This window comes from Ornithinimicrobium jinqii (assembly GCF_045032595.1).
Taxonomy (GTDB): Bacteria; Actinomycetota; Actinomycetes; order Actinomycetales; family Dermatophilaceae; genus Ornithinicoccus.
Genome location: NZ_JBJFZS010000007.1, coordinates 93,697 through 119,343, shown reverse-complemented (window position 1 = coordinate 119,343; position 25,647 = coordinate 93,697). Strand labels below are relative to the sequence as shown.

21 protein-coding genes and 1 tRNA gene are annotated in these 25,647 nt (G+C 72.1%); 10 read left to right on the top strand and 12 right to left on the bottom strand.

Annotated features, from left to right (window positions below):
- Positions 1 to 76 precede the first annotated feature (76 nt).
- The 4 genes from rpmE to ACI3ET_RS02920 all read right to left on the bottom strand — a co-directional run bounded on the left by rpmE (position 77) and on the right by ACI3ET_RS02920 (position 5,430).
- Entirely contained in the window at positions 77 to 286 is a 210-nt protein-coding gene (gene rpmE, locus ACI3ET_RS02935; RefSeq protein ID WP_405031456.1) for a 50S ribosomal protein L31, read from the bottom strand.
- 144 nt (positions 287 to 430) lie between these two features.
- Complete coding sequence (gene rho / locus ACI3ET_RS02930; RefSeq protein WP_405031455.1) at positions 431 to 2,482, bottom strand: transcription termination factor Rho; 2,052 nt, start codon at positions 2,480 to 2,482, stop codon at positions 431 to 433.
- Positions 2,483 to 2,733: 251 nt separating this feature from the next.
- Positions 2,734 to 3,708 (bottom strand): homoserine dehydrogenase, encoded by a 975-nt coding sequence (locus ACI3ET_RS02925; RefSeq protein WP_405031454.1) that lies wholly within the window; start codon positions 3,706 to 3,708, stop codon positions 2,734 to 2,736.
- A gap of 69 nt (positions 3,709 to 3,777) precedes the next feature.
- Positions 3,778 to 5,430: an arginine--tRNA ligase gene (locus ACI3ET_RS02920; protein WP_405031453.1), complete on the bottom strand. Its 1,653-nt coding sequence runs from the start codon at positions 5,428 to 5,430 to the stop codon at positions 3,778 to 3,780.
- Positions 5,431 to 5,517: 87 nt separating this feature from the next.
- Here ACI3ET_RS02920 and ACI3ET_RS02915 point away from each other — a divergent pair.
- Positions 5,518 to 5,589, top strand: a tRNA-Arg gene (locus ACI3ET_RS02915).
- 159 nt (positions 5,590 to 5,748) lie between these two features.
- Here ACI3ET_RS02915 and ACI3ET_RS02910 read toward each other — a convergent pair.
- Entirely contained in the window at positions 5,749 to 6,657 is a 909-nt protein-coding gene (locus ACI3ET_RS02910) for a ferritin family protein (protein ID WP_405031452.1), read from the bottom strand.
- 252 nt (positions 6,658 to 6,909) lie between these two features.
- On the opposite strand from ACI3ET_RS02910, the gene ACI3ET_RS02905 reads away from it, so the two are divergent.
- From ACI3ET_RS02905 to ACI3ET_RS02875, 7 genes are all read left to right on the top strand, one after another.
- Complete coding sequence (locus ACI3ET_RS02905; RefSeq protein ID WP_405031451.1) at positions 6,910 to 8,343, top strand: aldehyde dehydrogenase family protein; 1,434 nt, start codon at positions 6,910 to 6,912, stop codon at positions 8,341 to 8,343.
- Between the two features lie 100 nt (positions 8,344 to 8,443).
- Positions 8,444 to 9,406: an ABC transporter ATP-binding protein gene (locus ACI3ET_RS02900; RefSeq protein ID WP_405031450.1), complete on the top strand. Its 963-nt coding sequence runs from the start codon at positions 8,444 to 8,446 to the stop codon at positions 9,404 to 9,406.
- Positions 9,403 to 10,230, top strand: coding sequence for an ABC transporter permease (locus ACI3ET_RS02895; protein WP_405031449.1), 828 nt, complete (start codon positions 9,403 to 9,405; stop codon positions 10,228 to 10,230). The genes ACI3ET_RS02900 and ACI3ET_RS02895 overlap by 4 nt, the downstream gene beginning before the upstream one ends.
- Positions 10,231 to 10,340: 110 nt before the next feature.
- Complete coding sequence (locus ACI3ET_RS02890; protein WP_405031448.1) at positions 10,341 to 14,234, top strand: multifunctional oxoglutarate decarboxylase/oxoglutarate dehydrogenase thiamine pyrophosphate-binding subunit/dihydrolipoyllysine-residue succinyltransferase subunit; 3,894 nt, start codon at positions 10,341 to 10,343, stop codon at positions 14,232 to 14,234.
- A gap of 92 nt (positions 14,235 to 14,326) precedes the next feature.
- Positions 14,327 to 15,382 (top strand): GNAT family N-acetyltransferase, encoded by a 1,056-nt coding sequence (locus ACI3ET_RS02885; protein WP_405031447.1) that lies wholly within the window; start codon positions 14,327 to 14,329, stop codon positions 15,380 to 15,382.
- Between the two features lie 9 nt (positions 15,383 to 15,391).
- Positions 15,392 to 15,568, top strand: a complete 177-nt coding sequence (locus ACI3ET_RS02880; protein WP_405031446.1) for a DUF6104 family protein — start codon at positions 15,392 to 15,394, stop codon at positions 15,566 to 15,568.
- A complete protein-coding gene (locus ACI3ET_RS02875; protein ID WP_405031445.1) occupies positions 15,555 to 16,250 on the top strand; it encodes a GDSL-type esterase/lipase family protein in 696 nt (231 codons plus the stop codon). Before ACI3ET_RS02880 ends, ACI3ET_RS02875 begins: the two co-directional genes overlap by 14 nt.
- Here ACI3ET_RS02875 and pheA read toward each other — a convergent pair.
- The 6 genes from pheA to ACI3ET_RS02845 form a co-directional block, all read right to left on the bottom strand.
- Positions 16,210 to 17,157, bottom strand: a complete 948-nt coding sequence (gene pheA, locus ACI3ET_RS02870; protein WP_405031444.1) for a prephenate dehydratase — start codon at positions 17,155 to 17,157, stop codon at positions 16,210 to 16,212. The two genes, ACI3ET_RS02875 and pheA, sit on opposite strands and share 41 nt — an antisense overlap.
- Before the next feature lie 69 nt (positions 17,158 to 17,226).
- A complete protein-coding gene (locus tag ACI3ET_RS02865; protein WP_405031443.1) occupies positions 17,227 to 18,747 on the bottom strand; it encodes a sugar transferase in 1,521 nt (506 codons plus the stop codon).
- A 154-nt stretch (positions 18,748 to 18,901) separates the two neighbouring features.
- Complete coding sequence (locus tag ACI3ET_RS02860; RefSeq protein ID WP_405031442.1) at positions 18,902 to 19,495, bottom strand: arsenate reductase/protein-tyrosine-phosphatase family protein; 594 nt, start codon at positions 19,493 to 19,495, stop codon at positions 18,902 to 18,904.
- 4 nt (positions 19,496 to 19,499) lie between these two features.
- The gene (gene tsaE / locus ACI3ET_RS02855) at positions 19,500 to 19,991 is read right to left on the bottom strand and encodes a tRNA (adenosine(37)-N6)-threonylcarbamoyltransferase complex ATPase subunit type 1 TsaE (protein ID WP_405031441.1); all 492 of its coding nucleotides are present in this window, start codon (positions 19,989 to 19,991) and stop codon (positions 19,500 to 19,502) included.
- Entirely contained in the window at positions 19,988 to 21,133 is a 1,146-nt protein-coding gene (alr, locus tag ACI3ET_RS02850; RefSeq protein ID WP_405031509.1) for an alanine racemase, read from the bottom strand. The genes tsaE and alr overlap by 4 nt, the downstream gene beginning before the upstream one ends.
- A gap of 77 nt (positions 21,134 to 21,210) precedes the next feature.
- Complete coding sequence (locus ACI3ET_RS02845; protein WP_405031440.1) at positions 21,211 to 22,344, bottom strand: 3-isopropylmalate dehydrogenase; 1,134 nt, start codon at positions 22,342 to 22,344, stop codon at positions 21,211 to 21,213.
- Positions 22,345 to 22,436: 92 nt separating this feature from the next.
- On the opposite strand from ACI3ET_RS02845, the gene leuC reads away from it, so the two are divergent.
- Both leuC and leuD read left to right on the top strand, forming a co-directional pair.
- Positions 22,437 to 23,861 carry a 3-isopropylmalate dehydratase large subunit gene (leuC, locus tag ACI3ET_RS02840; RefSeq protein ID WP_405031439.1) on the top strand — a complete coding sequence of 475 codons (1,425 nt, stop codon included), beginning with the start codon at positions 22,437 to 22,439 and terminating at the stop codon, positions 23,859 to 23,861.
- Entirely contained in the window at positions 23,861 to 24,460 is a 600-nt protein-coding gene (gene leuD, locus ACI3ET_RS02835; protein ID WP_405031438.1) for a 3-isopropylmalate dehydratase small subunit, read from the top strand. The genes leuC and leuD overlap by 1 nt, the downstream gene beginning before the upstream one ends.
- A gap of 103 nt (positions 24,461 to 24,563) precedes the next feature.
- On the opposite strand, the gene ACI3ET_RS02830 is transcribed toward leuD, so the two are convergent.
- Positions 24,564 to 25,508, bottom strand: a complete 945-nt coding sequence (locus ACI3ET_RS02830; protein ID WP_405031437.1) for a hypothetical protein — start codon at positions 25,506 to 25,508, stop codon at positions 24,564 to 24,566.
- Positions 25,509 to 25,647 lie beyond the last annotated feature (139 nt).

Sequence of the window (25,647 nt, the reverse complement as noted above, 5' to 3'; positions counted from 1 at the left end):
GGACGGTCGGGCGGGACTACGGGGGAACGGCGAACGCCGGCCCCGCGAGCAGCTCGCGGGACCGGCGTCAGAGGGGCTAGGCCTTCTTGCCGTAGCGCTCCTGGAAGCGCGCGACCCGACCACCGGTGTCCATGATCTTCTGCTTACCCGTGTAGAACGGGTGGCAGTTGGAGCAGACGTCAGCGCTGATCTTGCCCGACGTGGCGGTGCTGCGGGTGGTGAACGACGCACCGCAGGTGCAGGTGACCTGGGTGGTGACGTACGTCGGGTGGATGTCCTTCTTCATGGTCTTCTCCTCGGGGTGGTGTCTCCGCCGGGTCGGCTGCGCGGTCTCGCGCGCCGTGAACCGGCGGCCAACGGACTATTCTGCCAGACCGCGCGGGCGCCGGTCCACCTGGACCGGCGCCGCACGGCATACCTGCTGGGTGCTTCAGTCCTCGTCGTCGAGCTTGATGGAGCTCGTCTGCTGAACCTGGGTCAGGAACTCGTAGTTGTTCCGGGTCTTGCGCAACCGGTCCAGCAGCAGCTCGATCGAGGCTTGCGAGTCGAGGGCGGCGAGCACCCTGCGCAGCTTCCACATGACCTTGAGCTCCTCGTTGCCCAGGAGGATCTCCTCGCGCCGCGTCCCGGAGGAGTTGACGTCGACCGCGGGGAAGATGCGGCGATTGGCCAGCTGCCGGTCGAGCTTGAGCTCCATGTTGCCGGTGCCCTTGAACTCCTCGAAGATGACCTCGTCCATCTTCGAGCCGGTCTCCACCAGCGCCGTCGCGAGGATCGTCAGCGAGCCGCCGCCCTCGATGTTGCGGGCGGCGCCGAAGAAGCGCTTCGGCGGGTAGAGGGCCGCGGAGTCGACACCACCGGACAGGATGCGCCCGGAGGCCGGGGCCGCCAGGTTGTAGGCGCGCCCCAGGCGGGTGATCGAGTCCAGCAGGACGACGACGTCGCCGCCCATCTCCACGAGACGCTTGGCGCGCTCGATCGCCAGCTCGGCCACGGTGGTGTGGTCCTCGGCCGGCCGGTCGAAGGTCGAGGAGATGACCTCGCCCTTGACGGCGCGCTCCATGTCGGTGACCTCCTCGGGACGCTCGTCCACGAGGACGACCATGAGGTGGCACTCCGGGTTGTTGGTGACGATCGCGTTGGCGAGCGCCTGCAGGATCAGCGTCTTGCCGGCCTTGGCCGGGGCGACGAGCAGGCCACGCTGGCCCTTGCCGATCGGCGCGACGAGGTCGATGACCCGTGTGGTGAGGTTCTTCTGGTCGGTCTCCAGCCGCAGGCGGTCCTGCGGGTAGAGCGGGGTCAGCTTGCTGAAGTCCGGCCGGTTGCGGGCCTGCTCGGGGTCCCGCCCGTTGACCGAGTCCAGTCGGACCAGGGCGCTGAACTTGCCCTTGTCGCGCCTGTTGCCGGTCGAGGAGACGGAGTGCTGGAAGTCCTCGCCGTCCTTGGGCGCCTTGATGACGCCCTGGACCGCGTCACCCTTGCGGAGGTTGAACTTGCGCACCATGGTGAGCGGGACGTAGACGTCCGTCGGCCCCGGCAGGTAGCCGGTGGTGCGGATGAAGGCGTAGCTGTCGAGCAGGTCGAGGACCCCGCCCACCTTGACGAGGAGATCCTCCTCGGTGTACGTCTCCTCGTCCTCCCGGGGCCCACCCTGACTGCCGCCCTGACCACCCTGGCCGTCGGGACCGGCGGTCCCGCGACCGCGCTTGCGGTCCCGGCCACGCTGGCGGTTGCGGCGACGGTTGTTGCGGCCACCACCGTCGTCGTCGCCGTCGTCGAAGCCGCCCTGGCGCTGGTTGCCCTGGTCGCGGTTGTCCTGCTGACGACGGTCGTCCTGCTGACGGTCGTCCTGCTGCCGGCGGTTGTCGTGCTGACGGTCCTGCTGCTGACGGTCCTGCTGCGGACGGCGCTCGCCGTGCTGCTGACGGTCGCCCTGCGGCTGACGGTCGTCACGCTCGGTGCGCTCGCCCTGCGGCTGACGGTCGTCACGCTCGGTGCGCTCGCCCTGCGGCTGACGCTCGCCCGGCTGGCGGTCCTCGGCAGCCGGCGGAGCGCCGGCACCGGAGCCGGCGCGCCGGCTGCGGCGGGTGCGGGTGGTGGAACCCTCGCGCTGGGCCTGGGCCCGGTCGAGGGCTGCGTCGAGGTCGACTGCGCCACCCTCGCCTGTGGCTGCGGGCTCGGGCGACGACGGAGCGTCCTGGTGCCGGCCGCCGGACCTCGGCGCATCGTCACGGTCTGCGCGGGGCTCACGTGCCTGGCGCGTCCCCTCGCCGTCGCTGCGGTGCAGTGGCTCCTCGCGAACGGCCGGGGCCGCGGCCGAGACGCCGCCGCGCCGGTCGCGGATGGCCGAGACGAGGTCGGCCTTGCGCATCTTCGCGTCGACGCTGATGCCCATGCTGGAAGCCAGCTGCTGGAGCTCTGCGAGACGGAGCGCGCTCAGCGAGCCCGTCGTGGCTGCGGCAGCCTGAGTGGTTTCGGTCACGTACTTGTCCTTCCCCCTCGGTCCGGACTCGTCCGGGCCTGGGGCTGCTGGGTGTCGGTCCACGGCGCACTCACGGCGCATGAACGGGAACGTGCCACGGACGCGGCCAGGCTCGACGATCAAGGTGTGGCATCAGACGTCGAGTGACATCGGCCCGCGGGGTGAGTCGCTCCGGAGCCGGCCGAACGGCCGCTGATGCTCACGGGGCGTCCCCAAGATAACACGCACCGGCTCCGGCGCATGCTCGGAGGTCAGCGGCGGCGCGCCGCCCGCAGGACGTCGCCCAGGACGGCCGACGCCGTCTCCTCGCCACCGGCACCCGCGCCGTGCAGGCGCAGACGTCCGGCCGACTCCGCCTCGATGATCAGGACGTTCGCACCCTCCCGCGCCTGGGCCAACGGGTCGTCCTGCGGCAACCCCACCGGACGCACCGCCAGCTCGACGCGGCAGTCCTCGCCGCTGCCGGAGCACCAGGCGGAGGCCACGAGCTTGATGACCTGCCCGGCCGCGGCCGCGTGGGCGAAGTCCTCGTCGGTCAGTCCGTTGATGCCGGTGCGCTGGACGTCCGCCAGGGTGACCGGACGACCCCACGCCGTGCGCGCCAGGATGACGATCTTGGCGGCGGCGTCCAGCCCCTCCAGGTCCTCGGTCGGGTCGGCCTCCAGATACCCCAGCTCACCGGCCTGACGCACGGCGTCCTGGAAGGGCACTCCCCGCCGAGCAACCATGTCGAGCACGAAGTTCGTCGAGCCGTTGACGATGCCCGAGATCGCGGTGATGCGGTCACCCGCGAGCGACTCGCGCACCACGGCCAGCACCGGGACGGCCGCCATCACGGCCGCCTCGTAGTCCAGCCCCACCCCGCACTCGTCGGCCAGGGCGTGCAGCTCGTCGCCCTGCTGCGCGATCAGCTGCTTGTTGGCGGTGACGACGTGCGCGCCGCGCCTCATGGCCCGCTCGATGAGCGCCCGCGCCGGCTCGAGCCCGCCCATCACCTCCACGACCACGTCGGCCCTGTCCACGAGCGCCTCCGCGTCGGTGGTGAGCAGCGAGGGGTCGACACCGGGGCGGTCGCGCGACGCGTCGCGCACAGCCACCCCGACGAGCTCGAGCGGGCGGCCGAGCTGCGCGGCATACCGCTGCGCCCGGTCGTCGAGTCGGCGGGCCACGGCGGCACCGACGGTGCCGGCGCCCAGCAGGGCGACACGGACGGGCTGGGGGGACATGCGTGCTCCAGGGAGGTCGTGGGCGGGTCTGGGTGGTGGTCGGGTAGGCACGGTCCGGGGCGCGGCAGGTCACATCCGCTCGGGTGCCGAGACCCCGAGCAGGTGCAGACCGTTGGCGAGCACCTGGCGGGTCGCGTCGTTGAGCCACAGCCGGGAACGGTGCAGCTCGGTGATCTCCTCGTCGGCGCTGGTGGGCCGCACGCGGCACTCGTCGTACCACTTGTGGAAGTGGCCAGCCAGCTCCTCCAGGTAGCGGGCTACCCGGTGGGGCTCGCGCAGGGTCGCGGCCCGGGCCACCACGCGGGGGAAGTCGCCGAGCGTGGCCAGCAGGGTGGCCTCGGTCTCGTGGGTGAGCAGGGACGGCTCGAACCCGTCCGCCCGGTGCACGCCGTCCTCCCCCGCGAGCCGGGCGACGTTGCAGGTCCTGGCATGGGCGTACTGCACGTAGAAGACAGGGTTGTCATGGGTGCGGCGACGCAGCTCCTCACCGTCCAGGTCCAGCGGGGTGTCGGCCGGGAAGCGGGCCAGCGAGTAGCGCACCGGGTCGGTCCCGATCCACTCGAGCAGGTCGGCGAGGAAGATCGCGTTGCCCCGCCGCTTGCCCATCCGCTCGCCCCGGATGTTGATGAGCTGGCCGATCAGGACCTCGATGTTGCGCTCGGCGTCGTCGCCGGCGCAGGCGGCGATGGCCTTGAGCCGCCCGACGTAGCCGTGGTGGTCGGCCCCCAGCATGTAGATCTTCTCGACGAAGCCACGGTCCTTCTTGTCGAGGTAGTAGGCGGCGTCGGCGGCGAAGTAGGTCGGCTCGCCGTTGGCGCGGACGAGCACCCGGTCCTTGTCGTCACCGAAGTCGGTGGTGCGCAGCCACACCGCCCCGCCGTCGTCGTAGACGTGCCCCTGCTCGCGCAGGCGACCGACGGCCTGCTCGACCTTGCCCTCCTCGTGCAGGCGGGACTCCTTGGTCCAGACGTCGAACTCGACGTTGAACTCGCGCAGGGTCGCCCGAATCTGCTCCAGCATCAGGGTGTAGCCGATCTCCTTGACCTCCGGGAGGACCTCCGACTGCGGCCGGTCCAGGAGGTCGGGGCGCTCGGTCCGCAGCTGCTCGGCGAGCGCGGCGACGTACTCCCCCGGGTAGCCACCCTCAGGCATCTCCGCGCCGGTGGCGCGGGCCAGGATCGAGGCGGCGAACTTGTCCATCTGCCCACCGAAGTCGTTGATGTAGTGCTCGGTCGTCACGTCGGCGCCGCTGGCCCGCAGCAACCGGGCGAGGGCGTCCCCGAGCGCGGCCCAGCGGGTGTGCCCGATGTGCGGCGGTCCGGTGGGGTTGGCCGAGACGAACTCGAGGTTGACGACGTGCCCGGCGAGGGTGTCGTTGGTACCGAAGGCGGTGCCCGCCTCGACGATCGAGCGGACCAGCTCGCCGGCGCTCGCGGCGTCCAGCCGGATGTTGAGGAAGCCGGGGCCGGCCACCTCGACCTCGACCACGCCGTCGACGTTCCGCAGCCCCGAGGCGACGACCTCCGCGAGCGCGCGCGGCGGCATACCCGCGCCCTTGGCCAGCTGCAGCGCCACGTTGCACGACCAGTCGCCGTGCTCGCGGTTCTTGGGTCGCTCGACGCGCAGAGTACCGGGGGCGGGCACCTGAAGATCGAGGTCGCCAGCGGCGACGGCCTCGGTCAGGACGGCACGAAGGGCCTCGGCGAGCTGCTCTGGAGTCACCCGTCCGAGTCTAGTGCCGCCCCGCGGCGGGCCCCGCACGTCGCTGTGCTGGACGGGGGCTCCTGACTGGTAGTGTGAGACGCCGTTGCCCCCGTAGCTCAGGGGATAGAGCACCGCCCTCCGGAGGCGGTGGCGCAGGTTCGAATCCTGCCGGGGGCGCAACGGACAAGGCCGCTCACCTGTGACGACAGGTCGGCGGTCTTCTCTCTGTGCGACAGGCGGTCCGCAGAGAGCGGCACGACGCGCAGGGGTCGCCGACAGGAGCCCAGGCCACCGTCGACGGTCGGTGCTTGAGCCGACCGTCGACGGTCCGGTGGATCAGCGCTCGGCGAGGAGGAGGAAGGCGTCGCGCTGAAGTCCCTCGGCGACCGCCAGCTCCTCGAAGAGCGAGGCCACGTCGAAGTCCTCCGCCTCGGTGGCCTGCTGGGCGAAGGCGGGGTAGGTCACCGTGGCCTCGACGTCCTCGGACGCGGCAGCGTCCGTGAGGTTCGTCTCGGTGTCCCACATCAGACCCGAGAGGTTCGCCTCGTCCGAGAAGTGCTCGCGGAACTCCACCGTCGCGGTACCCGCGAACAGGTCGGCGAGTGCGGCGTTGCCGGAGTTGAGCGCGACCTCCGCGAACAGCTGGTACTTGACCGTGGCGAGGGCCTCGCCGTGCATGGCGGTGACGAGGTTCGTCTGGGTCTGTCCGCCGCACGCGGGGAGCTGGGGGGTGACGGTGATGTACTGCAACCCGGTGGCTCGAGGGATCGAGCCCCTGCCCCTCGTGATCGCCGAGAGCGCCACGGTGTACTTCTTGGCGTGCATCTTCTCCTCGGCGGCGATGGACCTGAACATGCTCGCGGCCTGGGTGCAGCCCTCGGCGCGGGCGGTCGCGGCGAACTCGGGGTACATGACCGTCGCCTCGTAGACCTCGCCGTCGATGGCGGCTTGGAGGTTCTGGGCGTTGCCACCCACGAGGCCGGCGGGAATGGCCAGCGCGGCCAAGTGGTCGTAGCGGTCCTCGGCGGCCGTGTCCGTGAACAGGGCGGACGCTGATCCGTCATCCTCACGGTCGGCCTGCTCGGCGTAGACGGTGTAACGAGCCCAGTCGAAGGCCTCGATCGTCAGCGCGGTGTGCAGGTTCTCCTCGGTGGTCGAGGACGGCGTCTCGGCCAGGGCTGCGGTCGGTGCGAGCAGGACTCCGACCATGGCGGCGGCGGCCAGGGTGCGAGTGGTGGGAAACATGGAGGACTCCTCTCGGCAGTGCGCGAGAAATTCGCGTACATCCATAGTGTACAATGCGCCCGCCCAACTCTCGGTGGGGCGGGAGTGCGGAACATGTCACATGGGCGACGCTCCGACCGCGCAGAGGGGCCTCCGCGGAGCACGGCGACCTCAGCCTCTTCCACGAGATCGGTCACCTGCTGGCGACCGGCGACTCGTCGGCCGCGATCGTCGACAACGGCTCCTGGCGGCAACGGCATACCGTGGGGCCCCATGGACGCGACCACGACCCTGCCCTTCGTCGCCGGCGAGACCCTCGCGACCCCGGACGTCTACGACAACATCGACCCGGCCACCGGCACACCCGTCGGCACCATCGGTCGCGGAGGCGCCCACGAGGTCGACCTGGCGGTCGCCGCCGCCACTCAGGCCCAGCCCGCCTGGGCGGCCACCACCCCGGAGCACCGCAGCCGCGTGCTCACCCGGCTGGCCGATCTGGTCGAGCGCGACCACGAGCAGCTGGCCCGGCTCGAGTCCGAGGACACCGGCAAGCCCCTGGGGCAGGCCCGCACCGACGCGACGATCTGTGCGCGCTACTTCCGGTTCTACGGGCACGCCGTCGACTCCTACTACGGCGTGACGATCCCGCTCGGTGAGGGGATGCACGTCTACACGCGCCGCGAGCCGTTCGGCGTGGTCGGCAGCGTGATCGCCTGGAACTACCCGATGCAGCTGCTCGCCCGCGCGGTCGCCGCCGCCACCGCGACCGGCAACGCGATCGTGGTCAAGCCCGCCGACGAGACCCCTCGCACCGCGGTCGCGGTCGCCAGGCTGGCGGTCGAGGCGGGGATGCCGCCGGGGGTGTTCAACGTCGTGACCGGCCTGGGGGTCGAGGCCGGCGCCGCGCTGACCGCGCACCCCGGCGTCGCGCACCTCGGTTTCGTCGGCTCCACCGCCACGGGGTCCCTGGTGGCCCACGCCGCGGCGGACCGCGTCGTGCCGACCCTGCTGGAGCTGGGCGGCAAGTCGGCGCACGTCGTCTACGGCGACGCCGACCTCGACCGGGCCGCCGAGGCGATCACCCGCGCCATCCTGCAGAACGCGGGGCAGACCTGCTCCGCAGGCTCGAGGCTGGTCGTCCACGAGAGCGTCCGCGCCGAACTCGTCGACAAGGTCGCCGCCCGGTTCCGGGCCACCACCCTCGGGCCCGGGCTGGAGGACCCCGAGCTGGGTCCGCTCGTGTCCGTGCGGCAGCAGGACCGGGTCCGCCGGTATGTCGAGGGCACGGGCTCGGGAGAGCTCGTCACCGGCGGCCGCGCACCCCAGGACGACCGGCTCGCGCAGGGAGCCTTCTGGCTGCCCACCCTCATCGACGGTGTCGACCCGACGGCGCCGATCGCGCAGGAGGAGGTCTTCGGCCCGGTGCTGGTGACCATGCCGTTCGCCGACGACGAGGAGGGCGTCGCCCTGGCGAACGCCACCGACTACGGCCTGCTCGCCGCCGTCTGGACGCGCGACCTGGGTCGTGCGCACCGCGCCGCCGCCGCGCTCCAGGCGGGGCAGGTCTACGTCAACACCTACGGCGCCGGGGGTGGCGTCGAGCTCCCGTTCGGCGGGGTCAAGCGCTCTGGCTACGGCCGGGAGAAGGGGGTGGAGGCGCTCGACGCCTTCACCCAGACCAAGACCGTCGTCGTCCGGCTCGACTGAGGCCTCCGCCTCCGACACCGGCGCCTCCCCCGCAGGACGGAGCGGGGCGTCCCACCTGCGGCCGATGTGCGGGCCGAGGGGACCTGCTTGACTTGGCGCCATGACCACCGCTGCCCTGCCCGAGGGCATGGGGATCTCCGTCCGGGGGCTGAGCAAGACCTTCGGGGACCTCCATGCCGTCGACGACCTGTCCTTCACCGTCCAGCCCGGCCGGGTGACCGGCTTCCTCGGCCCCAACGGGGCCGGCAAGACGACCACCCTGCGCATGCTGCTGGGGCTGGTCCGGCCGACATCCGGCGAGGCGCTGATCGGGGGGAGGCGGTATGTCGACATCCCGCACCCGATGATGACCGTCGGCGCGGCCCTGGAGGCCAACGGCTTCCACCCCGGCCGGTCCGGTCGCGACCACCTCCGCGTGCTGGCAGCCACCCACGGCCTGCCCGACGCGCGGGCCGACGAGCTGCTCGAGCTGGTCGGCATCCCCGCTGCGGCCCGCAAGAAGGCCGGCGGCTACTCGCTGGGCATGCGTCAGCGGCTGCAGCTCGCCGCCGCCCTCCTGGGCAACCCCCCCGTGCTGCTCCTCGACGAGCCGGCCAACGGCCTGGACCCCGAGGGCATCCGCTGGATGCGCGACTTCACCCGCCACATGGCGCGGGGCGAGGGGCGCACCGTCCTGGTCAGCTCGCACCTGCTCGGCGAGGTCGAGCAGACCGTCGAGGACGTCGTGATCATCGCCAACGGCAGGCTCGTCCGCGAGGGCGCGATGGAGGAGCTGCACGGTGCCCCCGCCGCTCTCCTGCGCACCACCGACCCGGGCACGCTCGCCGGGGTGCTCGAGCGAGCCGGCCTGACGGTCGAGGTCGCCCCGGAGCACGGCCCAGGAGCACTGCGGGTGCAGAGCGGAGACCTGGTGCGCATCGGCGACGTCGCGCTCGCCGCAGGGCAGCCGGTGCACGAGCTGCGCGCGCTGCGCACCGACCTGGAGCGGCTGTTCCTGCAGCTGACCGAGTCGCCCGAGCACCGCAACCGCAACCTCGCTCCCGACCAGGAGGCCGGCCGATGATCAACCTCGTACGTGCCGAGCTGCGCAAGGCCACCACCACCCGCCTGGTCTGGACGATGCCGCTGGCCATGTTCCTGCTGGGCGTCGCCTTCACCGCGATCAGCGGCTACTTCCTGGTCTTTGCCGAGCTGCCGGGCATGGACGTCCGGATGTCCGAGGGGATGAGCGAGCTCACCCTCGCCCGCTCGGTCTACACCGGCGCGATCCAGATGGCCTACCTGCTCGCCCTCGTCCTGGGGATCCTCACCGTCACCGGCGAGTACCGGCACCAGACGCTGACCTCCACCTTCCTGGCCGAGCCGCGGCGTGGGCGGGTGATCGTGGCCAAGCTCGTCGCTCTCGTCGTGGTGGTGCTCGTCAACGGCCTTGCCCACGTGGCGGGCTCGTTCGTCGGGGGCGCGTCGGTGCTGGCTGCCGGCGACGTGGCGGTCTTCCCCGAGCCCGCGGACCTGACGTGGACCCTGCTCCGCATGCTGCTGGTGCTGGTGCTGTGGGGGCTGATGGGCCTGGGGCTGGGTGTGCTCATCCCCAACCAGGTGGCCGCCCTGTTCGTCGGTGTCTCGGTCGCCTTCCTCGTCGAGCCGCTCCTCGGCTTCGGCGTCGCCTCCTTCGACCGGGTGGCCGAGGCCGCGCGCTACTTCCCGAGCCAGGCGACCCTGTCCGCGCTGAGCGTCTACGAGGGCATGGACGCGGGCACGGCCCAGGACCTGGGGGGCGCCCCCGACCCGCTGTCGTGGTGGGGCGGCTCGCTGGTGCTGCTGGCCTACGCGGGCGTGATGACGGCGATCGGGTGGGTCATCACCCGACGCCGCGACGTCAGCTGAGCCCGGCGCCCCGGGGGCGCCGGGCCAGGGACGACGGGCTAGGCTGTCCTCGACGTGCACCGCGCGCACCGGCGTGGCAGCTCCCGGATGTGAGAAGAGGCGCAATCCCCGTGGCCAACCCCCCGAACAGCGACAGCACCCTCGCGGACTTCGGAGCCAACGAGTGGCTCGCCGAAGAGATGAAGGAGCGGTTCGACGAGGATCCCGGATCGGTCGAGCCGGCCTGGCGGACGTACTTCGAGGGGGGAACCCCGGAGACCAACGGGGCCCAGGCCCGGTCGTCGGCGCAGGCTCCCGCGCGACCGGACGCGACCGCGGAGGCGGCGCCGGCCGCGGCTGCAGCACCCGCGCCGTCCGGCAGCGGTCCGCGCGTCGCACCCCCCCGCCAGACGAAGCAGGCTCCGGTGGCGAGGGCAACCCCCGCGCCCACGAAGGAGGCAGCACCCGCGACGTCGGCTGGCCCGAAGAAGGAGTCCGCCCCCGTGAAGCAGGCCGCCCCCACCAAGGACGCCGCACCGGCGGCGAAGCCGGATGCCGCGACCACGGACGCCGCGAAGCCTGCCGGCCGCGACTCCCTGGTGTCCCGCGAGGCCCCCGGTCTGAAGACCGTCGGCCCCCAGAGCGATGTGACCATGACGCCGATGCGCGGAGCTGTGGCCAGGGTCGTCACCAACATGGAGGCGAGCCTCGAGGTCCCCACGGCGACCAGCGCGCGCAACCTGCCGGCCAAGCTCCTCATCGACAACCGCACGGTGATCAACAACCACCTCGCCCGCTCCCGTGGCGGCAAGGTGTCGTTCACCCACATCATCGGCTACGCCATGGTGCAGGCGGTCAAGGCCATGCCGGAGATGAACAACGGTTTCACCACCACCGACGGCAAGCCGACCCTGGTGCAGCCGGCCCACATCAACCTCGGCCTGGCCATCGACGTGCCCAAGCCCGACGGCACCCGTCAGCTCCTCGTGCCCTGCATCAAGAGCACCGAGAACATGACGTTCTACGAGTTCTGGTCCGCCTACGAGGCGCTGGTCCGCAAGGCCCGTGACGGCAAGCTGACGGTGGAGGACTTCCAGGGCACCACGATCTCGCTGACCAACCCCGGCGGCATCGGCACCCTGCACTCCGTGCCCCGGCTGATGAAGGGGCAGGGCGCGATCGTCGGCGTCGGGTCCCTGGACTACCCGGCCGAGTGGCAGGGCGCCTCGCCCGAGCGCATCGGCAACAACGGCGTGAGCAAGATCCTGACCCTCACCTCGACCTACGACCACCGCATCATCCAGGGCGCGCAGTCGGGCGAGTTCCTCAAGGTCATGCACCTGATGCTCCTCGGCAAGGACGGCTTCTACGAGAAGATCTTCACCTCGCTGCGCATCCCCTACGAGCCGATCCGCTGGGCTCCGGACATCGCGGCGACCCACGACGACGACATCTCCAAGGCGAGCCGCATCCAGGAACTCATCCACGCCTACCGCGTGCGCGGCCACCTGATGGCCGACACCGACCCCCTGGAGTACGTCCAGCGCACCCACCCGGACCTGACCATCGAGAACCACGGGCTGACGCTGTGGGACCTCGACCGCGAGGTGCCGACCGGCGGGTTCGGCGGCAAGCCTCGCCTGACCCTGCGCAAGATCCTGGGCATCCTCCGCGACTCCTACTGCCGCACGATCGGCATCGAGTACATGCACATCCAGGACCCGGACGAGCGGCTGTGGTTCCAGGAGAAGCTCGAGGTGCCGTTCGAGAAGCCGGCGCCCGCCGAGCAGCTGCGGATCCTGCGCCGCCTCAACGCGGCGGAGGCGTTCGAGACCTTCCTGCAGACCAAGTTCGTCGGGCAGAAGCGCTTCAGCCTCGAGGGCGGCGAGGCCGTGATCGCCCTGCTCGACAAGGTGCTCAACCGCGCCGCCGAGGACGGGCTGGCCGAGGTGACGATGGGTATGCCGCACCGCGGCCGCCTCAACGTCCTCGCCAACCTCGCCGGGAAGTCCTACGGGCAGATCTTCCGCGAGTTCGAGGGCAAGTCCACGCCCGGCTCGGTCCAGGGCTCCGGCGACGTGAAGTACCACCTCGGCACCGAGGGCGAGTTCACCACCGAGCAGGGACGCAGCACCCGCGTCTACCTGGCCGCCAACCCCTCCCACCTCGAGGCCGTCAACCCGGTGCTGGAGGGGATCACCCGGGCGAAGCAGGAGACGCTCGTGCTCGAGCAGGGAGCCGACCCCTTCACGGTCCTGCCCGTTCTCCTGCACGGCGACGCCGCCTTCGCGGGTCAGGGCGTCGTGCTGGAGACCCTGCAGATGTCGCAGCTGCCCGGCTACCGCACCGGTGGGACGATCCACGTGGTCATCAACAACCAGGTCGGCTTCACCACCGCCCCGTTCCACTCCCGGTCGGCCGTCTACTGCACCGACGTCGCGCGCACCGTGCAGGCCCCCGTCCTCCACGTGAACGGCGACGACCCCGAGGCCGTCGTCCGCGTCGCCGAGCTGGCCTACGAGTACCGCCAGAAGTTCAACAAGGACGTCGCGATCGACATGGTCTGCTACCGGCGACGCGGTCACAACGAGGGCGACGACCCCTCGATGACGCAACCGCTCATGTACGACCTCATCGAGTCCAAGCGCTCGGTCCGCAAGCTCTACACCGAGTCGCTCGTCGGTCGAGGCGACATCACGGTGGAGGAGGCGGAGGTCGCGCTGCGCGACTACCAGAAGCAGCTCGAGCAGGTCTTCACCGAGACCCGCGCAGCCCTGCGCGGCGAGGGTGACGGCACCCACGGGCTGGAACGCCCGCAGGCCCAGGACCAGGGCGACCTCGCCACCAAGCAGCGTCCGACCGCGATCAGCGAGGAGATGCTGCAGCGGATCGGCGACGCCTTCGCGGACGTGCCCGAGGGCTTCACCGTCCACCCCAAGCTGGCCAAGCTGCTCACCAGCCGTCAGCAGATGACCCGCGAGGGCGGCATCGACTGGGGCATGGGCGAGCTCATCGCGTTCGGCTCGCTGGTCATGGAGGGCACTCCGGTCCGGCTCTCGGGCCAGGACTCCCGCCGCGGCACCTTCGTCCAGCGTCACGCGGTCCTCACCGACCACGACACCGCGGCAAACTGGACGCCCCTGCACCACCTCTCCGAGGACCAGGCGTTCTTCGAGGTCCACGACTCGCTCCTGTCGGAGTTCGCCGTGATGGGCTTCGAGTACGGCTACTCGGTCGAGCGGACCGACGCCCTCGTGCTCTGGGAGGCTCAGTTCGGCGACTTCGCCAACGGCGCCCAGACGATCGTGGACGAGTTCATCTCCTCCTCGGAGCAGAAGTGGGACCAGCGCTCGAGCATCGTGCTGCTGCTGCCCCACGGCTACGAGGGTCAGGGTCCGGACCACTCCTCGGCACGCATCGAGCGCTACCTGCAGCTGTGCGCCGAGGACAACATGGTCGTGGCCTACCCGTCGACGCCGGCGTCCTACTTCCACCTCCTGCGTCGCCACGCGATGGCCCGCCCGCGCAAGCCGCTGGTGGTCTTCACGCCCAAGGCGATGCTGCGCCTCAAGGCCGCGGCCAGCCAGCCGCAGGACTTCACGCAGGGCACCTTCGAGCCGGTCCTGCCCGACACCGCCAAGCTCGAGAAGGGCAGCGTCACCCGGGTCCTGATGGCCAGCAGCAAGCTCGTCCACGACCTCGTGGAGGAGCGAGACAAGCGGGGCGATACCACGACGGCCATCCTTCGGGTCGAGCAGCTCTACCCCCTGCCCGGGGCGCAGCTCGCGAGCCTGATGGAGCAGTACCCGAACGCCGACCTGGTCTGGGTCCAGAACGAGCCGAAGAACCAGGGCGCCTGGCCGTTCATGGCGCTCAACCTGCCCGAGGCGCTGGCCTTCCACGGCGAGGAGCGGCCGCTGCGCGTGGCCTCCCGCCCCGCTTCCGCCTCGCCGTCCACCGGCTCCACCAAGGTGCACGCCGTCGAGCAGGACGCCCTGATGGAAGAGGCGTTCGGCCGCCGCTGACGGGCTCGGCCGACGCAGGAGAAGGGGTCCCCACCGCGCCGGTGGGGGCCCCTTCTCGGACCCGCGCCACGGCATACGGAAGAATGGCCGGCATGACCGTCAGCGCAGCCGGACCGCCCCTCCTGCCCGGGTTCACCGCAGCCGCCCCCGGCGTGGACGAGGTCGAAGACCTCGTCCGGCTGCTCAGGCGGCACGAGAACGAGGCCCGGGGCTGGCCCGGTGCCGACAGCGAGGCGGTGGCCGCCGAGGTCACCGGCCGGGGTGCGAACACCCACCTGCACGAGACCGTCCGGGACGCCGACGGGGTCCTGCGGGCGTGGATCAACTGCCACGACCGCGCCGCCGGGCGGATCCTCGTCGGGGTGACCGTCGACCCGCAGCTGCCGGACGCGGTGGCCGACCCGCTGGCCGCCTACGCGTTCTCCCGGGTCGAGGACCTGGGGCAGGAGGTGCTTGGCCGGCGGGAGATGGGAAGCACCCAGCTGGACTCGGGAGCCTTCGCCGACGACGAGCGTCAGCAGCGGTGGCTGCGGGAGGCGGGCTACACCCACGTGCGCTCGTGGTGGCAGATGACGCGCCCGGTCGTCCCCGCGGCCGACCTCGACCAACCCCGTCCCCGCGAGGGCGTGGAGGTCCGACGCGTCCGTCGCGACGAGGGCGTCGGCATGCCGGAGGAGGGCGACCTGCGCGCGGTCCACGACGTGCTCGAGGCCTCGTTCGCAGACCACTTCAACTCCTACCGGGAGACCTTCGACGAGTTCGTGAGCCGGCTCCGCGAGGACCCCGGGCACCGGTGGGACCACTGGTGGCTGGCGACGGTGGACGGCCGACCGGCCGGCGCGCTGGTCGCCACCACCACCGCCGGGCGCGTGGGCGAGGACGGCAGGGCCCGACCCGACTCCTCCTACGTCGACTACATCGGTGTCCACCGCGACGCCAGGGGTCGCGGGGTCGCGAAGTCGTTGCTGCGCACCGTGATCGCGGACGCCGCCGCCCGAGGCAGGGCCTCGGTCGGACTCGAGGTCGACGCCGACTCGCCCACCGGGGCCGACGGCCTCTACCTCTCCCTCGGCTGGCGCACCGCCTACACGACGCAGTCCTGGCACCGCGCCCTGTCGGTCACCGGCTCCGGGGCGGCGGCGGGATAGCCTGCGGGGGTGTACTTCACCGACCGCGGGATCGAGGAGCTGGCGACGCGGCGCGGCGAGGAGGACGTGAGCCTGCAGTGGGTCGCGGAGCAGCTGCGGACGTTCGTGGACCTGCACCCGGAGTTCGAGGTACCCATCGACCGGCTGGCCACCTGGCTGGCGCGGGACGACGATGACGACGAGTGAGAGAGGCAGCAGCCACGTGAGCAGCGAGGGACGACCCGGCCCCGCCGAGATCGAGTACACGCCCAGCCCGGACTTCCAGGTCCAGGAGGGGCCCCGCGACATCGGGCTGTGCTTCCTCGGCGACGGGTTCGTGGCCGGCTACGGCGACCCGAAGGCGCTCGGCTGGGTGAGCAGGGTGGTGGGGCGCACCGCGGCCGAGGACGCGACCCTGACCGCCTACAACCTGGGCGTCCGCGGCAGCAGCTCGGCCGACGCGATGACCCGGTGGCGCGTGGAGTGCCCGCCGCGCTGGGTGGGCCGCTCCGAGCGCCGCCTCGTGATCGGCGTCGGGGCCGAGGACGTGGCGCAGGGCATCACCACGGCCCGCTCCCGGCTCAACCTGGCCAACATCCTCGACGAGGCGAGCTCCACCGGCATCGCCAGCTTCGTGGTCGGCCCCACGCCGACGCTGGACGCCGAGGTCAACGAGCGCCTGCGGGTGCTCGCGGACGCACAGGCCGACGTGTGCCAGCGCCGCGGCGTCCCCCACGTCGACTGCTTCGCGCCGCTGCAGGGCCACGACCAGTGGCAGTCCGACCTCGCCGCGGGCGACACGGTCCACCCCGGTCAGGCGGGGTACGGTTTGATCGCCTGGCTGGTCCTCAACGGTGGCTGGCAGCCGTGGCTGCGCCTGGACGGCTGAGCCCGTCCACCCAGGCCTGAGCGGCGGCATACGCCTCGTCACCGGCGTGGTCGGGCACCTGGACAGCGCGCCCGTCCGCACGCGGGTAGGACCCGAGGAAGCGCACGTCCCGGCAGGTGCGCCGGAGCCCCAGCAGCGCCTCCCGCAGCCGCGGCTCGGCCAGATGGGCGTTCGCGTCGATCCAGAAGCAGTACTCCCCCAACCCCTCGCCGGTCGGGCGTGACTCCAGCCGGCTGAGGTCGATCCCGCGCGCCGCGAACTGCTCGAGCAGCTCGAGGAGGGCCCCGGGGCGGTTCTGCCAGATCAGGGCGACCAGCGTCGTGCAGTCGCTGCCGGTCGGCTCGGGCACCGGGGCCCCGCTGCGCAGCACCACGAACCGGGTGACCGCGCCGTCACGGTCGGCGATGTGCTCGGCTGCCGGGACCAGCCCGTAGGAGGCGGCGGCGCCCGGGGCTGCGACGGCCGCGTCGTACCGCCCCTCGGCCACGGCCTGGGCGGCCCGCGCGGTGGAGCTCTCCGGGACCAGCTGCGCCCGGGGCAGGTGGTCGGCCACCCACTCTCTCGTCTGGGCCGCCGCGTGCGGGTGGGTCGCCAGGGTCCGCACCGTCTCGAGCGTGGTCCCGGGGCGCACCAGCAGCGAGAACTGCACCTCCACGTGGACCTCCGCGGTGATCCGCACGCCCTCCTCCGCAGCCTCCAGCAGAGCCTGCTGGGTCGCGGGGACCGACCCCTCGACGGAGTTCTCGAACGGCACGACAGCCGCGTCCACCCGATCCTCGCGCAGCGCGTCGATCGCGGCGGGGACGCTGGGGGCCGGCCAGGCCGACGGCGCGGACGCAGGGTCCCACTGCTGGGCGGCCTGCTCGGTGAAGGTGCCGGCGGGTCCCAGGTAGGCGATGCGGATCATGGGGGCACGATATCGGTGCGCCCACGCCCTCGGGCCTCCCCACCCTGCTCTGCGCGACCGGACCGGCCGTCAGTAGGCGCCGGTGTCGTCCGGGTGCAGGACCACGTGGAGGGTCCGCCACAGGATCATCAGGTCGAGCACCGGGGTCCAGTTCTCGACGTAGTAGAGGTCCAGGCGGACAGCTTCGTCCCAGGACAGGTCGCTGCGTCCGCTGATCTGCCACAGTCCGGTCATCCCGGGATTGACGAGGAGACGACGACGGGTGTCCACCTCGTACTCCGCCACCTCGCGCGGCAGCGGGGGCCGCGGGCCCACCAGGCTCATGTCCCCGTGCAGCACGTTGAACAGCTGCGGCAGCTCGTCGAGGGAATAGCGGCGGATCCACTCGCCGGTCCGGGTGACGCGCGGGTCGCGCTGGAGCTTGAACAGCGGACCGGCGCCCTCGTTGGCGTCGAGCAGCTCGGGAAGCCTGGTCTCCGCGTCGGGCACCATGCTGCGGAACTTGAGCATCGAGAAGGTGCGTCCCTCGCGGCCCACCCTCTCCTGTCGGAAGATGACCGGGCCGCGGTCCTCGAGACGGATCGCCAGCACGACAGCCAGGAGCACGGGCGCGAGGAGCAGGATCGCCAGCAACGCCCCCATCCGGTCCATCACGCCCTTCACCACGAGGTGGGGCCCGGCGAACGTCGGCGCCTCGACGTGGATGAGCGGCAGGCCCTGCACCGGGCGGGTCAGCACCCGGGGGCCGGCCACGTCCATGATGCCGGGAGCGACCACGAGGTCGATGTGGGTGCCCTCCAGAGCCCATCCGAGCTTGCGGAGACCGGTCTGCCCGAGGCCGGCGGAGGAGGAGACGGCCACGACGTCGACGTCCAGCTCGAGGGCCCTGACCAGCACGTCGGACTCCGGGCCCAGCACCGGGACCCCGGCGACACGCCCCTCCCTCGTGTGGTCGACGCACGCGCCGAGGACGTTGTAGCCCGCGTCCGGTGTACGACGGAGGGCGACCACCAAGGAGGCGACGTGCTCGCGGTCCCCGACGAGCAGCACCCGGTCCGACAGCCTGCCACTTCGGCGCTGCGTGACCAGCCACCGGCGGGCCGCCCACCGGCCGGTGAGCAGCATGACGGTCCCGAGCGGGAAGGCGAGCAGGACGTAGCCGCGGGCGAAGTCCAGCTTGAAGGCCAGCGAGGCGATCGCGAGGATCGCGAAGAGCATCGTGGAGGCGCGGAAGACCTGGCGGTACTCCTGCACGCCGTGCCCCACCAGCCGCCCGTCGTAGGCGTTCTGGAGGCGCAGGGCCGTCATCCAGCCCAGGACGAGGACGAGCGAGACGACGGTGTAGTTGATCGTGCCGTAGAGCGTCTGCAGCTCGCGGAGGTCCATCCCGAAGCGGAAGAGCTGCGCCCCCAGCACCGCCAGTGAGACGACCGCGAGGTCGACCAGCAGGACGGTCCGCAGGTAGCCCTCCAGGTAGCGCCGCGCGCGGGTGGCGCCCTGCCGCGTGTCCGGGGCGTGGTCGTCGACCCAGGTGTCCGGGACGACGAACAACGGGGCAGCACGCATCGCCTGCGCAACACCTGGGTCCACGCGGCCACCCCTTGGCACGCGTGGGACCTCGATCGAAGCCGTCACGGGTATCCCATCTGCAGGAGGACCGGCCCCACGTCACGGGCAGAGAGCCTCGGTCCTTTACCTTCCCTTTACCTTGTATGCAGAGTAAACCAGTCAGTAGCCCCTGCGTCTACCGCTGGCGAAAATCAGGTCCGACGAGTCCTCTGAGCACTGCGGGGAGCGCGGACTCCACCTGCTCGCGCATGGTCGCGTAGACGGCGTCGTCGCGACGGTAGGGGTCGACGATGTCGAAGTCGGTCCAGGTCCGCGGCTGCCGCACCCCGCGCCGCGCGGCGGCCACCCGCGCGAGCGCGGCGACCCTCGCCTGCGGGTCCGCGTCCTGCGGCAGCTCCTCGGGCGGCAGCCGGTCGAGGATGTCTGCCAGCTCGCGGAAGGTGAAGGTGCGCTTGAGCGCGCGTGGGTGCATCCGGGCCACGTCCGCCCGGTGCTCGCGCGTCGCGGTCAGCACCAGCTCCGCCTGCTGGACCATCGGCTCGCTCAGTCGGCGACCGACGAACCCGGCGGGGCTGCCGCCCAGGGCGCCGAGCACACCGGCCGCCCGCTCGTCCATCGGGGAGCCGATCAGCGCACGGGTCCCGGCCGAGCGCACGGGGACCGCGCCGGCGCCGTAGCGCTCGTCCAACGCCGCCTGCAGCAGCCGCTCGAGCAGCGGTGACCGGCACACGTTGCCGGTGCACACGGTCAGGATCAGCCCCTCGTCCACGACGTCAGCCTATTTCAGGCGCGAGGTCCGGCAGGTCCCGCCATCGACCACCCACCCCGCGCAGCGTCACGAGCCGGGCCTGCTGGTCGCCCTCCTCGCTGCCGGAGCGCTCGAGGACGACCTCCAGCAGGTCCTCGGCGAGGTGCTCGGCCAGACCGTGACCCCACTCCACCACCGTCACGGACTCCTCGAGCAGGGCGTCGAGGTCGAGGTCGTCCAGCTCGGCCTCGCCACCGAGCCGGTAGGCGTCCACGTGGACGAGGGCGGGCCCCCCCACCAGCGAGGGGTGGATGCGGGCGATGACGAAGGTCGGGGAGGTGATCGGCCCGCGGACCCCCAGCCCCTCCGCCAGTCCCTGGGTCAGGGTGGTCTTGCCCGCCCCCAGGTCACCGGTGAGGACGACGAGGTCGCCGGCGCGCAGCGACCGACCCAGGGTCCGGCCCAGCGCGCGCGTGTCGTCGTCGGTGGGCAGCACCAGCGAGCCGGCCGCGGTCACGTGGCTCCCCCGACGTGCACGCGCGGGACCCGCGGGCCGAACCGGGTGACGATCTCGTAGGAGATGGTCCCCGCCGCGTCCGCCCAGTCCTGCGCGGTCGGCTCGCCCGCGTCGCCCGCCCCGAAGAGCACGACCTCGTCACCCGCCGCCACCGGCAGGTCGCCGACGTCGACGACGAACTGGTCCATGCACACCCGGCCGGACACCGAGAACCGACGCCCGTGCACCTGGACGGGGCCGGTACCGGACGCGTGCCGGGGCACGCCGTCGGCATACCCGAGGGGTATGTCCAGCAGCGTGGACTCGCGGGACGTCACGTAGGTGTGCCCGTAGGACACGCCCTGCCCCGCCGGCACCCGCTTGGTGACGGCGACCCGGGCCGTCACCCGCATCGCCGGGCGCAGGCCGAGCTCGGCGGCGGTGGCCAGGTGCGGGACGGGGGAGAGCCCGTAGACCGCCAGTCCGGGCCGCACCATGTCCCAGGCGGCCGAGGGGGTGGTCAGCGTCGCGGCAGAGTTGGACATGTGGCGCAGCTCGAGGTCGAGCCCGGCCCGCTCGGCCAGCGCCACCGCGTCGGCGAACGCCTCCTGCTGCGCCCGAACGGTGGGATGGTCCGGCGCGTCGGCGTAGGCGAAGTGGGTGAACACCCCGCGCACCCGCACCGCACCCCCGGCCTGCAGCCGTGCCGCGTGCTCGACGAGGTCGGACCAGTCGGTACGGGGGTCGCCGTCACGCGCGGGGCGCGCGAAGGCGCCGTTCCGCGCCAGGCCCGTGTCGACCTTGAGCTGGACGGTCGCGGGGGTGCCGGTGGCCCTGGCCGCGGCCGCGAGGGCGTCCAGCACCCACGGGGCCGAGGCAGCCACCTCCACCCCCGCCTCGACCAGCGGCCGCACGTCGGCGCCCGGGGCGACGAGCCACGTCAGGACCGGAGCCTGGATCCCCGCCGCCCGCAGGGCGAGGGCCTCGGTCGGCTGGGCCACTCCCAGCGCCGCCGCTCCGCCCCTCAGCGCGGCGCGGGCCGAGGCCACCAGCCCGTGGCCGTAGCCGTCCGCCTTGACGACGGCCATCAGCGCGGCGGTGCCCGCCCGCTGCCGGAGCACGCGGACGTTGTCCGCGATCGCGTCCAGGTCGACGGTGGCCACGGCGGGCCAGAGGCCGCCTTCCCCCGCCGGCCCGTCGGCGGCATCGTCGCCCCCGAGGTCGCCGGTCACCCACGTGGCTACCACGCGACGTCGTCCCCGCCCATCACCCGGGCGAGCTGGCTCATGAGGCTGCCGGTGATCGTGGGCGCCGAGCCCTCCGTCAGGGTGGCGGCGATCCGCTCGCCCAGCTCCTGGGTGCTCGCCCCCATGCCCTCCCCGGCGAGCGCCGGGAGGTCGGCGAGCACTGCTGCGGTCGCGGACTCCACGGCGGCGGCGGCCTCGCCCTCGCCCAGGTGACCGAGCATCATCCCCAGCGACAGGCAGGCGCCCGCCGGGTTGGCCCAGCCCCGACCCGCGATGTCCGGGGCAGAGCCGTGGATCGGTTCGAACATGCTGGGGTGGGAGCCGTCGAGGTTGAGGTTGCCGCTGGCCGCGACCCCGAGCCCACCCTGGAGCACCGCGCCCAGGTCGGTGACGATGTCGCCGAAGAGGTTGTCCGTGACGACGACGTCGAAGCGCTCGGGGCTGACCGGCAGGTGCATGCACATGGCGTCGACGTGGACGTAGTCGGTCTCCACGTCCGGGTAGCGCTCGCCCACCGCGCTCATCACGTCGGTCCACAGCGCACCGGCCTCGACCAGCACGTTGGTCTTGTGGCACAGGGTCAGCCGCTTGCGCCGCACGGAGGCCAGGCGATAGGCGAAGTCGACGGCGCGCTCCACGGCATACCAGGTGTTGACCGACTCCTGGACCGCCACCCGGGCGGTGGTGCCGCGGTGCACCGTGCTGCCCTGCGCGACGTAGGCGCCCTCGGTGTTCTCACGGACGATGACGAGGTCGCAGCGCGCCGGGGTCAGGCCGGCGATCGGGGTGGGTACCCCCTCGTAGAGCCGGACCGGGCGCAGGTTGATGGCCTGCTGCATCCGGCGGCGCAGCTCCAGGATGATGCCGCGCTCGAGGATGCCGGGAGTGACCCTCGGGCTGCCGATCGCACCGAAGAGGATGGCGTCGGCCGTGCCGAGGCTGGCGGTCACCTCGTCGGTGAGCAGCTCGCCGGTCTGCAGGTAGTGGTCCGCACCGAGCGGCACCTCGGTGCGCGCGGTGCTGAAGCCGAAGCGCTCCTGGGCGGCGTCCAGCACGGTCAGGGCCGCGCGCGTGACCTCGGGCCCGACCCCGTCTCCGGGCAGGACGGCAAGGGTGTGACGGCGCATGGGGACCTCCGTTGACGTCGCGTCAGTGCAGCGGCTTACAGTGGTCTGCATTCTTGCCTATCTCAGGCGTCGTCGACGAAGGAGGGTTGTCCGTGGGTGGCCAGACCCTGGCGGAGAAGCTGTGGCAGCAGCACGTGGTCCGGTCGGCGGAGGGTGAGCCCGACCTCCTCTACATCGACCTGCACCTCATCCACGAGGTGACGAGCCCGCAGGCCTTCGACGGCCTGCGGCAGGCTGGCCGGCCGGTACGCCGCCCCGATCTGACGGTCGCGACCGAGGACCACAACGTGCCGACGACCCCGGGGCCGGTGACGGACCTGGTGTCGCGGACGCAGCTGGACGCCTTGAAGACGAACTGTGCCGAGTTCGGCATCGTGCACCACGCCCGCGGCGAGCGCGGGCAGGGCATCGTGCACGTGATCGGCCCCGAGCTGGGGCTGACGCAGCCGGGGATGACGATCGTGTGCGGCGACTCGCACACCTCCACCCACGGCGCCTTCGGGGCGCTCGCGCTGGGGATCGGGACCTCCGAGGTCGAGCACGTGCTGGCCACCCAGACGCTGCCGCTCAAGCCGTTCCGCACGATGGCGATCACCGTCGAGGGCGAGCTCCCGTCGGGGGTGGGTGCCAAGGACATCATCCTGGCCGTGATCAACCGGATCGGCACCGGCGGCGGGCAGGGCTACGTCCTGGAGTACCGCGGGTCGGCGATCACCTCGCTGTCGATGGAGGGCCGGATGACGATCTGCAACATGTCGATCGAGGCCGGTGCGCGGGCGGGGATGGTGGCCCCGGACGAGACGACGTTCGCCTACGTGCAGGGCCGGCCCCACGCACCGCAGGGTGCGGACTGGGACGCCGCCGTGGAGGCCTGGCGCGAGCTGCGTACGGACGACGACGCCGTCTTCGACGCCGAGGTGTACATCGACGCAGCCACGCTGTCGCCCTACGTCACCTGGGGGACCAACCCGGCGCAGTCGGTCCAGCTCGGCGGGGCCGTGCCGGACCCGGAGTCGTTCGGCGAGGACGACGCCAAGGACACTGCGCGTCGGGCGCTGGACTACATGGGCCTGCAGGCGGGCACGCCGATGCGTGCGGTCGCCGTCGACGCGGTGTTCCTCGGCTCTTGCACCAACGGACGGATCGAGGACCTGCGGGTCGCAGCGGAGGTCCTGCGTGGACGCACGGTCGCCGAGGGCGTGCGGATGCTGGTCGTCCCGGGCTCTCACGACGTGCGCCTGCAGGCGCAGGCCGAGGGGCTCGACACGGTGTTCCTGGCCGCCGGGGCCGAGTGGCGGCTGGCGGGGTGCTCGATGTGCCTGGGCATGAACCCCGACCAGCTGGCTCCCGAGGAGCGCTGCGCCTCGACGTCCAACCGCAACTTCGAGGGCCGGCAGGGTGCCCGTGGCAGGACACACCTCGTGTCCCCCTCGGTGGCCGCCGCGACGGCCGTGCGCGGCACCCTGTCCTCGCCGGCGGACCTGTCCCCCGTCCCGTCCCAGGAGGCGCTGGTCTGATGGAGAAGTTCACCACGCACACCGGGGTCGGCGTCCCGCTGCGCCGGTCCAACGTCGACACCGACCAGATCATCCCCGCCCACTACCTGAAGCGGGTGTCGCGGCTCGGCTTCGAGGACGGGCTCTTCGCCCGCTGGCGCGACGACCCGGGCTTCGTGCTCAACGACCCGGTGTACGGCACCGGGTCGGTCCTGGTCGCCGGGCCCGACTTCGGCACGGGCTCCAGTCGCGAGCACGCCGTGTGGGCGCTGCAGCAGTACGGCTTCCGGGCCGTGCTCTCCAGCAAGTTCGCCGACATCTTCCGCGGCAACTCCGGCAAGGGCGGGCTCCTGACCGCCCAGCTCGACCAGGGCGACGTCGAGCAGATCTGGAAGCAGCTCGAGGCCGAGCCGGGCACCACCGTCACCGTGGACCTGCCCGCCCGACGGGTCACCTGCGGCGACGTCGTCGCACCCTTCCAGGTCGACGACTACGTCGCCTGGCGCCTGGAGAACGGTCTCGACGACATCTCGCTGACCCTTCAGCACGAGTCCGAGATCACCGCCTACGAGGCGACGCGGCCGCGCTGGAAGCCGGTCGTCACCGCGGCGGTCGGGTAACCGGCTGCGGTCGGGCACCCGTGTCTGGCACCAGTGTCTGGCACCGCCGGGGCTGGGGCGCCCAGATCGCCAGACACAGGCGTCGGACGGTCGTTGGTCGTCGTCATGCCGCCCGGCCGCGCCAGCCCCGCTGACGCAGCGCTCGCTCCACCTGCGCGAGGAATCCCTCCTCGTCGACCAGCAGTCCCAGGACCGGGATCTCCAGGGTGAGCTCCTTCTCGAGGGTGCGGTCGTCGCGTCGACGAGCGTCGTCGACCGGCGCCAGCTTCGAGTAGTGATGGGCACCGTTGAGCTCGACGTGGACGCCGTAGTCCTCGAACAGGACATCCAGGTAGACCTTGCCCTGCGACGTGTGCCGGACCTCCTGACGAGAAGGCTCAGGAAGCTGGCGGCGACGGCACGCGCGGGCGAAGTCCAGCTCGCCCAAGGCCTGAGCACCGTCGCACACGAGCGGAACGGCGTCGAGCAACAACCTGCGGCGGCGGTGCCGCTCCGTCGCCTCCCAGGCGTCGAGCAGGCGGGCGGGAAGCACCAGTCGCTGCTGCACCGTCATCGCCAGCAGGGTCAGCGCCTGCCGGTCCGAGACGGCCCACTGCGCCGCACGCAGCACGGCCACCTCCGGGGCCGTCCGTGGCGGGGAGGACGGCAGGGTCCGCCCACGGTCGCGCTGGTGGTGGATGCGGACCCCCGTCCGGGTCCTGGTGCGCGTGCCCTTGCAGACGCTGACATGGATGACCTTTTCCTCCCACGACGAGAGCCCGGCCGCGAGCAGGGACGAGACACCGTCGAGCACGGCACCCGCTCCCACCTCCCACACGGCGGCGAACCACTCAGCCTCCTGGGAGAGCGTGGGACCGGCCAGGCTGATGGTGCGGCGCCCCACACGGTGCCATCGTCCGGCCGTGACCTCGGCCCTGACCTGGTCGTAGGTCAGCCCGAGGCCGTAGAGATCCTCGCGCCTCACGACCCCCTCGTGAAGGTGGCCGAGCTCGCGCTGGACCACAGCGCGCCTCTGCGCCGGTGACATCGTCCGGAGGTCCTCCACCATGACGACCATCGTCGCTCAAGCGGCAGCAGCACGTCAGCGGCCTGTGGACAACCGTCAGGGGCGTGGCGGGCGTGGCGGGCGGCGCCCCTCCCCTCGACGGTGTCCGGCAGCTGTGTCCGGCGCCGGCGGTGCTGGAGCC